The 14,569-nt window shown below is 58.4% G+C and carries 10 protein-coding genes; 8 read left to right on the forward strand and 2 right to left on the reverse strand.

The window, feature by feature from the left end; all coding sequences use genetic code 11:
- Positions 1 to 46 precede the first annotated feature (46 nt).
- The 4 genes from N879_RS13555 to N879_RS13570 all read left to right on the forward strand — a co-directional run bounded on the left by N879_RS13555 (position 47) and on the right by N879_RS13570 (position 7,098).
- Positions 47 to 3,802 carry a phospholipase effector Tle1 domain-containing protein gene (locus tag N879_RS13555; RefSeq protein WP_021447117.1) on the forward strand — a complete coding sequence of 1,252 codons (3,756 nt, stop codon included), beginning with the start codon at positions 47 to 49 and terminating at the stop codon, positions 3,800 to 3,802.
- 121 nt (positions 3,803 to 3,923) lie between these two features.
- Positions 3,924 to 5,609, forward strand: coding sequence for an arginine--tRNA ligase (argS, locus tag N879_RS13560; RefSeq protein WP_009463578.1), 1,686 nt, complete (start codon positions 3,924 to 3,926; stop codon positions 5,607 to 5,609).
- 14 nt (positions 5,610 to 5,623) lie between these two features.
- Positions 5,624 to 6,367, forward strand: a complete 744-nt coding sequence (locus N879_RS13565; RefSeq protein WP_021447119.1) for an SPOR domain-containing protein — start codon at positions 5,624 to 5,626, stop codon at positions 6,365 to 6,367.
- An 89-nt stretch (positions 6,368 to 6,456) separates the two neighbouring features.
- The gene (locus N879_RS13570) at positions 6,457 to 7,098 is read left to right on the forward strand and encodes a thiol:disulfide interchange protein DsbA/DsbL (protein ID WP_009463582.1); all 642 of its coding nucleotides are present in this window, start codon (positions 6,457 to 6,459) and stop codon (positions 7,096 to 7,098) included.
- A gap of 226 nt (positions 7,099 to 7,324) precedes the next feature.
- Here N879_RS13570 and metC read toward each other — a convergent pair whose 3' ends face one another.
- Positions 7,325 to 8,521, reverse strand: a complete 1,197-nt coding sequence (gene metC, locus N879_RS13575) for a cystathionine beta-lyase (protein ID WP_009463583.1) — start codon at positions 8,519 to 8,521, stop codon at positions 7,325 to 7,327.
- A gap of 113 nt (positions 8,522 to 8,634) precedes the next feature.
- Entirely contained in the window at positions 8,635 to 9,711 is a 1,077-nt protein-coding gene (locus N879_RS13580; protein ID WP_009463585.1) for an MBL fold metallo-hydrolase, read from the reverse strand.
- A 115-nt stretch (positions 9,712 to 9,826) separates the two neighbouring features.
- Between N879_RS13580 and N879_RS13585 the strand changes: the two genes are divergently transcribed.
- From N879_RS13585 to N879_RS13600, 4 genes are all read left to right on the forward strand, one after another.
- Positions 9,827 to 10,219: a MerR family transcriptional regulator gene (locus N879_RS13585; RefSeq protein ID WP_009463587.1), complete on the forward strand. Its 393-nt coding sequence runs from the start codon at positions 9,827 to 9,829 to the stop codon at positions 10,217 to 10,219.
- An 81-nt stretch (positions 10,220 to 10,300) separates the two neighbouring features.
- A complete protein-coding gene (locus N879_RS13590) occupies positions 10,301 to 11,479 on the forward strand; it encodes an isovaleryl-CoA dehydrogenase (protein WP_009463589.1) in 1,179 nt (392 codons plus the stop codon).
- 69 nt (positions 11,480 to 11,548) lie between these two features.
- Entirely contained in the window at positions 11,549 to 13,360 is a 1,812-nt protein-coding gene (aceK, locus tag N879_RS13595) for a bifunctional isocitrate dehydrogenase kinase/phosphatase (RefSeq protein WP_051359137.1), read from the forward strand.
- Entirely contained in the window at positions 13,353 to 14,534 is a 1,182-nt protein-coding gene (locus tag N879_RS13600; RefSeq protein WP_021447121.1) for an acetyl-CoA C-acyltransferase, read from the forward strand. The genes aceK and N879_RS13600 overlap by 8 nt, the downstream gene beginning before the upstream one ends.
- The last annotated feature ends 35 nt before the right edge of the window (positions 14,535 to 14,569 follow it).

The following is a 14,569-nucleotide window of genomic DNA, read 5'->3' on the forward strand; positions in this document are numbered from 1 at the left end:
CACCCCTGCAAGATAGCAGGATTTTCCCCGTCTTGGAGAGTCCTTCATGCCTGCCGCGTTTCTGCCATGGTTAATCTTGCTCTTGACCACCTTGCCGTCCCTGGTCTGGTCACAAAGCTCGCTTGAATGCCCATTGCCTCCATCTTCCACCCGCTGCGCACCAGCGGCCGCCTTGGGAGAACAGGCCGAGCCCGCAACGGATATGGGTTTGCTCAATCCCGTGGATTTGCTCAGCGGACAAAAATACCAAAGCGATACAGACCTGCCGCTAAGCCAGGCCTGGCCTTTGCTGCAATTGCAGCGCCATTGGAATGGGCAGGGGCGAAACCCCACGCCGACACTTGGGCAAACTGGCTGGGCCTTGAATTACGACCTGCAATTGCGGCAGCAAGGCCATGCCTTGTTCATGCCGGATGGAAGGCAAACGCGCTTGTACCCACCTGCACAGCGGCAAAGTTCGGGCTGGTTCTGGCAAGGGCCGAATGGTTTGATTCTGCGGTTTGATGAGCAGGGCTGGTTAATCCATGTGCGTATATCTACCCAGCAGTGGCTGGATATAGAACGTTTTGCGGGCACGCATCCGCAGGCGTATGCGGTTAACACTGTCCGTAATCATTTGGGCCAAGCGCTGGTGTTTGACTGGAAAAGCCAAACGCAGGAGTCGATGTCGCTACCAGGGGTGGAACAGAGCAAAGAACCAGGACAAAACCAAACTCAAGTTCAGGCATCAGGACAGGTTCAATCCCAAACTAAAACCAGTTCCCTGACCCATGTCACAAGGGCGGTAAGGGCAGCGGGAACGGCCGCAGTAGCAGCAGCGACGACGGAGGCAACTACGGCTACGGCTACGGCTACGGCTACGGCTACGGCTACGGCTACGGCTATCAATATTAAAACCCCGGCCGGGCCATTTCGCTTGCTTCTGGAGCGGCAGAATCAACAAATCTGGCTGGCCAGCGTCAGCCGTCCGGACGGCATGCAACGTCTCTATCATCCAGCCCCCACACCTTGGTCGCACCGTTTGGGTGGCAGCAGCCTGCAAGCACCGGGGCAAGCCCCTCAGCCAATCCAACAATGGGAGTACGACGCCCAAGGCCGAGTCAATAGGTTGATCTCCCACGCCTTCAAGCAAGACTGGACGGCACGCTATGAGCCGGGTCTGAGCGAATGGTCCATAGGTACGGAGCGACATCGCTTCCATTACCGAGACCATCAAGGCCTGCAGCGGCTACAAAAACTGGAAAGCCGCTTGTGTAGGGACTGTCCGGCCCACAGCACGGAATGGCAATATGACCCACAAGGGCGCTGGTTGCAGGCCGGACCTTGGACAGCGCAACGCCGGGCAAATGGAACGCTCTCTCGACTGGAGAAAAGGCAGGGCGGCTGGGGAGCATTACGTTTGGAGCTGAATGAAAAAGGGCGCTTGCAAAGTTGGGCAACCAGCCAGCATGGAAGCGAAACACGGCGCTGGAACCCGAATGGCAAACTGACGCACCTCGAATATGCCGAAGGAGGCGCGCTCCAAATTCAATACGACCAACAGGGACGCCTGAGCAGTCTTGAGCATCAGCAAGGTCAGGACACTGAACGCAGTGAGCTGGACTGGCTCGGGCCTGGCGCGCTGCGTATTCGTCATCCCACAGAAACGCAATGGCTCAAATTGCGGGCCGGTTTACTACAAGAGCGCCGCTTGGAACGCCGCCATAGTCCCGGCCAACGCTGGACCGAGCGCTTTGAGTACGACGAGCAGCGCAAGCTGACGCGGCACACCCTGCCGGAAGGTGGCCAGCTACGCTATCACTGGGACAAAAACGGACGATTGCTGTCTCTGGAGTGGATCAAGCAAACCGGGCAAAGCCAGACCGTGATCCACGCACAAGAGGTGGGCTATGCCTGGGGCAATGGCCTTCAACTGATCAGCCATGCGAACAGCACCGGGCAAGCAGTGGATTTGATGCTTTTGCAGCCGGATGGCAAACCTGCCTGGACACAAGCCCGCCGTCTGGATGCCCAAGGCAGGGTGCTGGAGGATCGTCATGAATACCCGCTGCTACAGCAAACCCGTCATTGGCTGTTGCACTACGACGCCCAAAGCCGGCTCATCGCTTTCCGCCAGGACCAGACAGAACCCGAACAGTGGCTGGCCTGGAGCCACAACGGTGGCCTTGCTGCACGCCACCCGAAGCCAGCCGCCTCCATTCAGCGTTCTTCCTCCGGCACGGCGAAAGCCGTCGGAAACCTGAATCTGGACTACGGCCCCAACCGTCGCTTGAAGCGTGTGCAAACAGCAAGCTCCACACTGGTCGAATACCGGCACGATGCCTTTGGCCAACGCATCTGGCGCCAGCAAGGCAATCAGGAGCGTGCCTTCTTCTTTCACGGCCAGCAATTAATGGCTGAGCTGGATTTACCAGCTACACCCGGCCAGCTCATCTCCCGGCGCTATCTGTATGCCGGGCTGACACCAATAGGCATGATTGTTTATCAGCCAGACGGACAAGGGCAGCTGTATTACCTGCATAGTGATTTGATGGGAGCTGTGCGGCTGATTAGCGATCAGCAAACCCAGCCGGTTTGGGCTGCCGACCTGAACCCTTTAGGACAGGCCGAACCTTTGCTTGAAACCCTGGAATTCAATCTACGTCTGCCGGGGCAGTACGCGGAATCGGCTACCGGCTGGCACGACAATCTCTTGCGTACCTATCTACCCGATCACGGACAGTATCTGGAAGCGGACCCGTTGGGGCCCTGGCCACAAACCCAGGCCGTGGGTTACGCACAGCAACAGCCTTTGCGTCATATTGATCCCACCGGCCTGCTCCTGTTCGCCTTTGATGGCACACGACAGGCTCCTATTACCAATAGCAATGTGTGGAAACTGTCGCAGTTGTATCAGGATGGGGCGGTGCATTATGCCGCAGGGCCGGGTGATCCAGTCACCCTGAACTGGGATGCACTGACTGCTTGGCGAGCAGGGCAGATTCTGGAGTCGCAATGGAACAATTTTCTGAATCGCATGCAGGAACAAGGCCCGGCTCCTAACGCTGTACCCGTGGACTTGCTGGGTTTCTCTCGGGGAGCGGCACTGGCACGAGACTTTTCCAATCGAATTCTGGACCACGTGCAGCAGGGCTGGTTTGTGCTGAATGATCCGCAGCGCGGCGCCATCCGTGCCTGCATCACGCCCCGTTTTTTAGGGCTGTTCGACACCGTGGCCCAGTTCGGGCTGGGAGGCGGCAGCAACTCCCAATACCGCCTGGGTGTGTCTGACGCCTGGAGCTGGGTTGCTCATGCCGTCGCCATGCATGAACACCGCGCCTACTTCCCTTTAAGCGCCCTGGCAGAGGCCATGAATACCGTGGAAATGCCTTTTATCGGCGCGCACAGCCAAATTGGCGGCGGTGTGCTGCCTGATGAAGACGAAGAAACCATCAGCGATCTGGATAAGGTAGCGCTGGCCTGGATGCATTGGCAGGCCAGGGCGACGGGCCTGACGCTGGCGGAACTGGCGCACACAGACCTTAGCGTCCTTCACCCTGTATTACTGGACATGCGCCTGCCTGGGCTGCGACTGACTAAAGGCAGTTTGCGGGGTGTGGACTATCACGGAGCGGGTCGAAACCTGATGTATCAGGACCTGCATCCACGTCTGGGGCAGGCTACCCAACAATCCATTGAAACCGTGATCAAACGCCATAACAGCTGGCGCATCCGTCCCGGAAATCAAGTGGGTTGGGTAGACATGGACGCTTACGATACGTGGTTACATAACCACCTGGGATGGGAGCGCCAGGCTTCTTGAAAAGAATTTGGCGTCAAATCACGCTATCATGTGGGGCTATCCGGCGGGCCAATGTCGCGCCTTCCATCTGGGGCGTGTTCCACACGCCGCAGTTGTCTTTCTACCAATCCAGACCTTTCCTATGCTTGCTGAGCAACAATCTCAATTAATCGCCTGCCTCCAGGCTGCCGTCCGTGCCATCTTGCCCCAGGCTGAACCCAACATCACGCTGGAGCGCCCCAAAGTGGCTGCGCACGGTGATGCTGCCTGCAATATTGCCATGCAACTGGCCAAACCAGCCGGTCGCAACCCGCGCGAGCTGGCTCAGCAAATCGTCGATACCCTCCTGGCTGATCCGAACGCCGCCGCTTTGCTGGCAGGCGCGGAAATTGCCGGTCCGGGCTTTATCAACTTTCGTCTGTCCACCGCCACGCACCAGGCCGTCCTGAAGACCATTGCCGAGCAAGGCGATCGCTTCGGTCACCTTGCTCCTACTCAGGAAAAGCTGATGGTGGAGTTCGTGTCGGCCAACCCGACCGGCCCCTTGCACGTGGGCCACGCCCGCCAAGCCGCGCTGGGCGACTCGCTGTGCCGCGTATTCAGCTCCCAAGGCTACGACGTAACCCGCGAGTTCTACTACAACGACGCCGGTAACCAGATCGACAACCTGACCACCAGCGTGCATGCCCGTGCCCGTGGCATCGAGCCCGACAGCGAGCAATTCCCTGCTGACGGCTACAAAGGCGACTACATCCTGGACATCGCCCGCGACTACCTGGCCGGCGCAACCGTTCAGGCTGCCGATGGTGCTTCCGTCACCGCCAGTGGTGATCTGGACAATCTGGAAGACATTCGCCGCTTTGCCGTGGCCTATCTGCGCCGCGAGCAGGATCTGGACTTGCAAGCCTTCGGCCTGAAGTTCGACAACTTTTACCTGGAAAGCTCGCTGTATACCTCCGGCAAGGTTGAAAAAACCGTGCAGGCCCTGATCGACGCCGGTCACACCTATGAGCTGGACGGCGCGCTGTGGCTGCGCACCACGGAACTGGGCACAGGCGACGACAAAGACCGCGTAATGCGCAAATCCGAAGGCGGTTACACCTACTTCGTGCCGGACGTGGCCTACCACGTGGCCAAGTGGGAACGCGGTTTCCACCACGCCATCAATATTCAAGGCTCCGACCACCACGGCACCATTGCCCGTGTACGCGCTGGCCTGCAAGGTCTGGGTCTGGGTATCCCCAAGGAATTCCCGGCCTACATCCTGCACAAGATGGTCAAAGTCATGCGCAATGGCCAGGAAGTGAAAATTTCCAAGCGCGCAGGCAGCTACGTCACCTTGCGTGACCTGATCGAATGGGTAGGCCAGGACGCCGTGCGCTTCTTCCTGATCCAGCGCCGTGCCGACTCCGAGTTCGTATTCGATATCGATCTGGCCCTGTCCAAGAGCGAAGAAAACCCGGTTTACTACATCCAGTACGCCCATGCCCGTATCAACTCCGTGTTGAACCAGTCGGCAGAACTGCTGGATCAGGTTCCTCAGGCCGACATCACGCCTTTGACCGCCCCCACCGAAATCGCCCTGCTGCAACGCCTGTCCGAATACCCCAATGTGCTGGCCCAATCCGCTCGCGAATTGGCTCCTCACCACATTGCCTTCTGGCTGCGCGACTGCGCGGCGGACTTCCACTCCTGGTACAACGCCGAACGCGTGTCGGTAGACGACACCACCTTGCGTCTGGCCCGTCTGCGTCTGGCCCAGGCCTGCGCCCAAGTCATTCGCAATGGTCTGAACCTGCTGGGTGTGTCCGCACCCGAACGTATGTAAACCCATAGGCAGATATGGCAAGAGCACGTAAAAAATCCAGTAGTTCCGGCGGTACCTATACCGGCATTCTGATTGGCCTGATTCTGGGTCTGGGCGCGGCGGTCGCCGTTGCCCTGTTTGTCACCAAAGTGCCCATGCCCTTTGTGGACAAGGCCAGCCGGGACAAACCTACCGTTGCCTTGCCTGAAGGGCGAGACTTGCTGGACCCGAACCGGGACCTGTATGGCAGCTCCAGTGGACAAACTCCTCCGCCGGGCGACACCATTCCCGGTTTGACCTTGCCCCCCGTGAATTTGCCCAGCATCCCGTCCAAGCCTGCTGCACCGGACGCCTTGGGTGATCTGATCGCCACCTTGCCCGCCATGGGTACGGAACCAGCTCGCCAGCCAGAGACCCGCAATACCGCTCCTGCGGTAACGCCTCCGGCCACAACGCCTGCCGCTCCAAGCACCCCGGCACCGGCCACCAGCAAACCCGCCACACCAGCTCCGGCTGCGCCCCCGGCGGCGACCAAGCCAGCCACCACCTCCACCCCCTACTACCTGCAAGCAGGCGCATTTCGCAACAATGCGGACGCCGAAGCCATGAAGGCCCGCTTGTTGATGCTAGGCTTTGACGCTTCAGTGCAAAGTGCACAGGTCAATGGCAGCACGGTGAACCGGGTACGCATGGGCCCCTTCAAGGGCATAGACGAAATGAACCGGGCACGCAGCCGTCTGGCCGAGGAAAAAATTGATACTTCGGTGGTCCGGCCCTAAGCAATTTGTGCCAAAGGCAGCCCCAAGGTGAACTTTTCCGCCATTGCACAGGTCATAGACCTCATCTTCCCCATTAAGGAAATTGATTCATGAAGCTGAACGCATTGTTTGTACGATCCCTGGTCGGTGCCAGTCTCTTGGCTGGGGCGACCTTGTTGCCCGCCACCAGCGCGCTGGCTCAACAAGCCGACCAAGGCTACGTTACCCTGCCTGCGGCTCAGCCCTCGGACAGCGTCGGTAAAACCGAAGTGCTGGAGTTCTTCTCCTACAGCTGCCCACACTGCGCCATCCTGGAACCCAAGGTCGAAGCCTGGTCCAAGACCCTGCCAGACAACGTCGTACTGCGCCGTGTGCCTGTTGCCTTCAATGCCGGCATGACTGATCTGCAAAAGCTGTACTACACCCTGGAAGCCATGGACCGTCTGGACCTGCATCCCAAGGTGTTTGAAGCCATCCACCAGAAACGTGAGCGCATTTTTGATGCAAAGACCATCACGGCCTGGGCAGCCGCACAAGGCGTAGACAAGGCTCGCTTCGAGCAGACCTTCAACTCCTTTGGCGTGCAGACCAAGGCCAATAAAGCCAACGAACTGTCCAACACCTACCAGATTCAGGGCACACCTAGTCTGGCAGTAGGCGGCAAGTTTGTGACTTCCCCTGCACTGGCCAATGGTTACGACGAAAGCATCACCAAAGCTCAAGAGCTGGTGAAGATGGTCACCAACCGCTAATCAGCGGTTTGGCTGAGCCATACAGCCAAGGGCCCTCAAGACTGGTTTTGTTCCGGTTTTGAGGGCCCTTGGCGTTTCTATATCTGTGATCTATTAGCTGCCGGTAACTCGTAAGTAATTCGATAACAGCGGCTTACAAGAAGGTACGGGATTCCAACGTCATTGCAAGTCTGGGCCATTTATTAAAGCCAAGGTGCGTCCCTGGCTGGAGCAGTCAGTGAAAGGCCTAAGCCTGCGCCGCCGTCTCAAAAGCCTGCGTCAGGTCAGCGCACAAGTCTTTGGTCGATTCCAAACCGATATGCAGGCGCACCAGACTGTCCTGGCTGTCCTGCCAGTAGCTATGACCACTTAGAAACGCCGTATCCACCAACTGCACCAGGCTTTCAAAACCACCCCAGGAAAAGCCAATACCAAACAGGGTCAGGGCATCTACGAATGCGCGTGCCTGCGCATTGTTCAGTCGTAGCTGCACCGACAACATACCGTTAGAGCCGGTGCAGTCACGTTGCCACAAGGCATGGCCAGGATCTTGTGGCCAAGCGGGATGATAGATACGGGTAACTTCAGGGCGACTATCCAGAAATTGGCACACAGCCAGCGCATTGGCGGCGCTTTCACGCATACGAATAGGCAGGGTACGCACACCGCGTAATGCCAACCAGGCGTCATCGGCACTGATGGAAAAACCCAGCGCATAGTGGTTGTCGTGCAGGCGTTTGTTGATGGCTGGATCTGCGGACATGACTGCACCCAACATCAAATCGGAGTGGCCTGCCACATACTTGGTCCCAGCCACGATAGACACGTCAAAACCCAATTCCAAGGGACGGTAGATATAGCCCGAGCCCCAGGTGTTGTCAGTAACCAGCAGCAAATCGTGCTTGCGACCAAACTCCGCCAAGGCGGGCATATCCAGCATTTGCATCAACAAGGAGCCGGGTGACTCCACGTACACCATGCGGGTATTGTCTTGCAGATGACGGGCCATTTCCTCGGGGGTCGGTGCACAGAACGTGGCCTGTATGCCCATCCGGCGCAACACGGTCTTTTCCAGATAATGCACCGGACCATAAGCACTGTCAGCAATCAGCACGTGATCGCCAGAATCCAGCAGTGCCAGCAAACCCAAGGTAATCGCTGCCATGCCGGACGGTGCCAGCAAAGCCTGGGTGGCAGATTCCAGCTGACAGAACACCTGCTCCAGTGCAGCGTGGGTATCCATGCCCGAGCGCCCGTAGGTAACCGAGCGTTTTTCGGGATCTGCCTTGTCCGCCTGGGCTCGATCCAGAGCGTCCAGATTGCGAAAGCGCACCGTGCTGGTGCGCATGATGGGCACGGCCACCGGCGCCGCATCGGTATGCGGATCGAACGGGGCCAGACCCGTATGTTGCAAGGCGGTGTCCAGGGCGAGATCAGAGCTCATAGTGTTGGCAGGCGGTAGCAAGAAAAGCTCTACGCTACCACAGGCGAGCGGGCCCGGTCGCCTCTGCCAACAGTCGCTATATTGCCCCTTCTTATTAAGAGGCGCCCCAGTGTTTAAATGCGCTGGAAACGGTAAACCCCATCCTCGCCCATCGCACGACGCAAACGATCATCAAAATACAAGGCGTGCAGGTGAGCAATGGCCTCGCCCATGGCAAAGGTCATCTGATGCGAGTCCAGCTTGCGATGAAAGAGCACAGGCAGAATATCGGCGGCGGTACAGGGCTGGGCACAGGCTTCCAACACTTCTTCCAGACGCTCGGCGTGATGCTCCTGCTGCTGACGAATGCGCTCGTGCATGCCACGGAAAGGCTTGCCATGCGAAGGCAACACCAAAGTATCCGGGGCCAGATCCTGATAGGACAGCAGGGAGTTCAAATACAAAGGCAAAGGATTCGCAAAGGGCTCGGTATCGAACACGCTGATATTGGTGGAGATACGCGGCAAGAGCATATCACCGGAGATCAGCACCTTCAGTTCTTCACAATACAGGGACATATGCTCGGGAGCATGGCCGTAGCCCACGATCAAACGCCAGGGGCGTCCGGCAATCATCACACGCTGACCATCCATCAAGCGCACAAAACGCTCGGGCACCGAAGGCACCATCGAAGGGTAGTAATCCCCACGGCTGCGAATCTGCTCACGGGCTTTCTCATCTTGCAGGCCATGACGGACAAAATGCGCTTCTGCCGCCACACCATTCGGGCCACCGGCTTCCGCGCCAGTCTGGCGTCCACCTGTCCCCGACCACAGCTTGGCGGTCGCGTAGTCCGTCATGCTGATCCACAAAGGTGCATTCCAGCGCTGGCACAACCAGTCCGCCAAACCGACATGATCCGGGTGCATATGGGTAACGATCACGCGCAGCACGGGCAAGCCTTCCAGCTCGTTCTGGAAAACCTGTTCCCACAGCTCGCGCACTTCGGGACGGGCGACGCCACAGTCCACAATGGTCCAGCCCTCCCGCCCCTCGATTTGGTCGCGCAATAGCCACAAATTGATGTGATCCAGCGCAAAAGGCAAAGGCATACGCAGCCAACGCACCCCCGGCGCGACTTCCAGGCTGCCACCCGCTGGGGGCAGGGTATCTGCCCAGGGATAATTCAATTTTTGTTCGTTAGGATTCATGCTCGCTCCAATGAATGGCTCTTGTAGGGCGTAAGGGCTGTCCATACTAAAAGGCCCTAGTTCCCTCTCTAGCTCTATGGCATGATAGTTTACGTTTACGTAAATCACACTAAAAATGACAACGACAACCTGGACAATATCGGATCTGGCGCACGAGTTTGGCATCACGCCTCGTACCCTGCGCTTCTATGAAGACCAAGGGATCTTGAGCCCGCTGCGCCAAGGTACACAGCGCATTTATCAGCCCCGCGATCGTGCCCGCCTGAAGCTGGCCCTGCGTGGCAAGCGCCTGGGGCTGCAGTTATCGGAGATTCTGCGGCTGATCAATATGTATGAATCCCCGATGGACACGGCCTCCCAGCTTAAGCACTATCAGGAAGTCCTGAACGAGCACCGCCTGCGCCTGGAGCGTCAGCGGCAGGACCTGGATCAGACCTTGCAGGAGATTCAGGACCAGCTCGACATCTGTCACACCATGAGCGAACAGTTGAAGTTGGAGTCCCGATAAGGGAAAACCCATATATATGACGTTTACGTAAACGTAATATAAATACAATTCCACAACCCATTTATTTCCACGGAGTGTCTCATGAGCCTGCCCGGCCTGAATTTCGATCTTGGCTCCGACCTGGACATGCTGCGCGACGCTGTCGCCGACTTCTCCCAGGCCGAAATTGCCCCCTTAGCGGCTCAACTGGATCACGATGACCAGTTCCCCATGCACTTGTGGAAGAAGTTCGGTGAGATGGGTTTGCTGGGCATGACCGTTAGCGAAGAATACGGTGGTGCGAACCTGGGCTATCTGGCTCACATGATCGCGATGGAAGAAATCTCCCGTGCCAGCGCCTCGGTGGCCCTGTCCTACGGCGCGCACTCCAACCTCTGTGTGAACCAGATCAACCGCAACGGTACAGAAGCCCAGAAGCAGAAATACCTGCCCAAACTGATCAGCGGCGAGCATATCGGTGCTCTGGCCATGAGTGAGCCCGGTGCCGGTTCGGACGTGGTCAGCATGAAGCTGCGCGCCGAAAAGAAGGGCGATCGCTACGTGCTCAATGGCTCCAAAATGTGGATTACCAACGGCCCGGACGCTGACACCCTGGTGGTGTACGCCAAGACGGACCCGCAAGCCGGCGCACGCGGCATTACCGCCTTCCTGATCGAAAAGAATTTTGCCGGTTTCTCCGTTGCCCAAAAGCTGGACAAGCTGGGTATGCGCGGCAGCCACACAGGCGAGCTGGTGTTCCAGGATTGTGAAGTCCCTGAAGAAAACGTGCTGGGCCAACTCAATGGTGGCGTCAAAGTGCTGATGTCCGGCCTGGACTACGAACGCGCCGTGCTGGCCGGTGGTCCGCTGGGCATCATGCAAGCCGTCATGGACGTGGTGATTCCTTACATCCACGACCGCAAGCAGTTCGGCCAGGCCATTGGCGAATTCCAGCTGATTCAAGGCAAGGTGGCCGATATGTACACCACCCTGCAAGCCAGCCGCGCCCTGTGCTATGCCGTGGGCAAGAATCTGGACCGTCTGGGTGCAGGCCATGTACGTTCTGTGCGTAAAGACTGCGCAGCCGCCATCCTGTACAGCGCTGAAAAAGCCACCTGGATGGCTGGTGAAGGTATCCAGATTCTGGGCGGCAACGGCTACATCAACGAATTCCCCACAGGCCGCCTGTGGCGCGATGCCAAGTTGTACGAGATCGGCGCGGGCACCAGTGAAATCCGCCGCATGCTGATCGGCCGCGAATTGTTCGCCGAAACCGCCTAAAAAGGCAAAGGCATGTCCAACCCTGATTTTGGCGAAACCACCGTCATTACCCCGGTTCAAAAACCGGGGATGACGGCTATCCAGGTGGCCCAGGCCATGCTGGATGGGTTCAATCGCCACTATGCGCTGTTTCGCTACAGCGCCCAGCGCGCCAAGTCTTTGTACGAATCAGGCGACTGGCATGGTATTCAGCAGCTCTCGCGCGAACGTATCGAGTACTACGCGACACGGGTGCGCGAATGCGCGGCCATGCTTAGCCAGAATCTGCGTTTGCATCAGCCCACGCCTTCCGATCCGGCCCATCTGGACGAGGCCCAGCAGCAGTTGTGGTTGCAGGCCAAGGCGGAGTTTGTACGCCTGCTCTCGGGTCACCGTCAGCCAGAATGTGCGGAGACCTTTTTCAACTCCGTCTCCTGCCGCGTGCTGCATCGGCACTACTTCCGCAACGAATTCATTTTCGTGCGCCCAGCCGTTGCCACGGATTATCTGGACGGCGCGCTGCCTTCGTATCGGGTCTATTACCCCACCGAAGAAGGTCTGGAAGCCAGTCTGACCAGTATGCTGGCCGACTTCGGTCTGGCCGCCCCCTTTGCCGACCTGCCGCGCGATGTGCGCACGCTGGCTCGTATGGCCGTGCGTCAACTGTGCCGCCGTCTGCCACGTGGCTATGGCTCGCGCATTGGCTCGGACTGCCAGATTCAGGTGCTGAACTCCCTGTTCTTTCGTAACAAGGGCGCCTATGTGGTGGGCCGCCTGATCAATCAGGGTGAAGTGCTGCCGTTTTCGATTGCCATTTTGCATCGCCCATCAGGACATTTGTATATAGACGCCTTGCTGCACACCACGGACGACCTGTCCACGCTGTTCAGCTTTACACGCGCCTATTTTCTGGTCGATATGGAAGCGCCATCGGCCTACGTGGACTTTCTGTCCAGCCTGCTGCCGCGCAAGCCCAAGGCCGAGCTGTACACCGCCATCGGTCTGCAAAAGCAGGGCAAGACGCTGTTCTACCGCGACTTTCTGCACCACCTGTCGCACTCGCACGATCACTTTGATCTGGCTCCCGGTATTGCCGGTATGGTAATGACGGTATTTACCCTGCCGTCCTACCCCTATGTGTTCAAGCTGATCCGCGACCGGATTCAAAAGCAGGGCATGGACCACGCTACGGTACGCAGCAAATACCAGCTGGTTAAAAAACATGATCGTGTCGGGCGCATGGCCGACACCTGGGACTACGCCCAGGTGGCCTTGCCCAAGGCACGCTTTTCGCAAGCCTTGCTGGAAGAACTTCGCCGCGAAGTGCCCAGCCTGCTGGAAGAGTCCGAGGACACCATCTTGCTGCGCCACGTCTACATTGAACGGCGCATGACCCCGCTGAACCTGTATCTGAACAAAGCCAGCGACCCCGCCCTGAACGCCGCCGTGGAGCAATACGGCAAGGCGATCCGGGAACTGGCCGCCGCCGACATCTTCCCCGGCGATATGTTGTTCAAGAACTTTGGTGTGACTCGTCTGGGCCGCGTCGTCTTCTATGACTACGACGAAATCCAGCACATGCGCGAGATGAACTTTCGCGCCATTCCGCCTGCACCAAATGAAGAAGCCGAAATGGCCAGCGAACCCTGGTATCCCATCGGCCCGAACGATGTATTTCCCGAAGAATTCGGCTACTTTCTATTGACCGACCCTCGTATTCGCAAAGCCTTCATGGCCCACCATGCAGAACTGCTGGAGCCTGAATGGTGGACTCAGTGCCGCTTGCGAGTGACGCAAGGTCGGATCGAAAATATTTTTCCGTATAACAAAGATCGGCAGCTGCACGAGTTTGCCAAACGCGGGCCGGTCTCCTCTTTGCAACCAGGAGTCTTTCATGACTAATTCCGTTGTCATCGTCTCGATCGCCCGCACCCCTATGGGCGGCATGATGGGTAGCCTGTCCGATCTGGCCGCCCACGAACTGGGCGCCGTCGCCATCAAGGCGGCCATGGAGCGCTCGGGCATTCAGGCCGACAAGGTCGACGAAGTGATCATGGGTAACGTGCTGCAAGCCGGTCAGGGCCAGGCTCCTGCACGCCAGGCTGCCTTGGGCGCCGGTCTGCCCCAGGGTGTAGCTTGCACCACCATTCACAAGGTTTGCGGTTCCGGTCTGAAAGCCGCCATGTTTGCCCACGACCTGCTCAAGGCAGGCAGCGTGGACGTGGTGGTGGCTGGCGGTCAGGAAAGCATGAGCAATGCTCCCTACCTGCTGCTGAAAGGCCGCGAAGGTTACCGCTACGGTCACTCCACCGTGTATGACCACATGGCCCTGGACGGCCTGGAAGACGCGTACAGCCGTGGCACCGCCATGGGTGTATTTGCCGAAGATTGCGCCAGCAAATACGAGTTCAGCCGCGAAGAGCAGGACGCCTACGCGCTGGAGTCGCTGCGCCGCGCTCGCCAAGCCAGCGATGACGGCAGCTTTGAATGGGAAATTGCGCCAGTCACCATCGCTGGCCGCAAGGGTGATGTCGTTGTTGCCAAGGACGAAGCCCCCACCAAAGCCATGCCCGAGAAGATCCCCACGCTGCGTCCCGCTTTCAAGAAAGACGGCACAATTACCGCTGCCAACGCCTCGTCCATTTCGGACGGTGCCGCCGCCATGGTGATCACCACCGAAGAAAAAGCCAAGGAATTGGGTGCCACACCGCTGGCCCGCATTGTGGCTCACACCCAGCACGCGCAAGAACCGGCCTGGTTCACGACCGCTCCAGTCGCTGCTATCCAGAAACTGCTGGATAAAACCGGTTGGAGCGTGGCTGACGTTGACCTGTTCGAGATCAACGAAGCCTTTGCCGTGGTGACCATGGCTGCCATGAAAGAGCTGAACATCCCGCACGACAAGATCAACATCCACGGTGGTGCTACCGCCCTGGGTCACCCCATCGGTGCATCGGGTGCTCGCCTTCTGGCAACCTTGATCGGCGCACTGCGCAAGACCGGCGGCAAGCGCGGTATTGCCTCGCTGTGCATTGGCGGTGGCGAAGCTGTCGCCCTGGCCGTCGAGCTGGTTTAAAGCAAGCTCATCAGCCGGGCTGCGGCCCGGCTGAT

The organism is Alcaligenes sp. EGD-AK7, from assembly GCF_000465875.3.
Taxonomy (GTDB): Bacteria; Pseudomonadota; Gammaproteobacteria; order Burkholderiales; family Burkholderiaceae_B; genus Alcaligenes; species Alcaligenes phenolicus.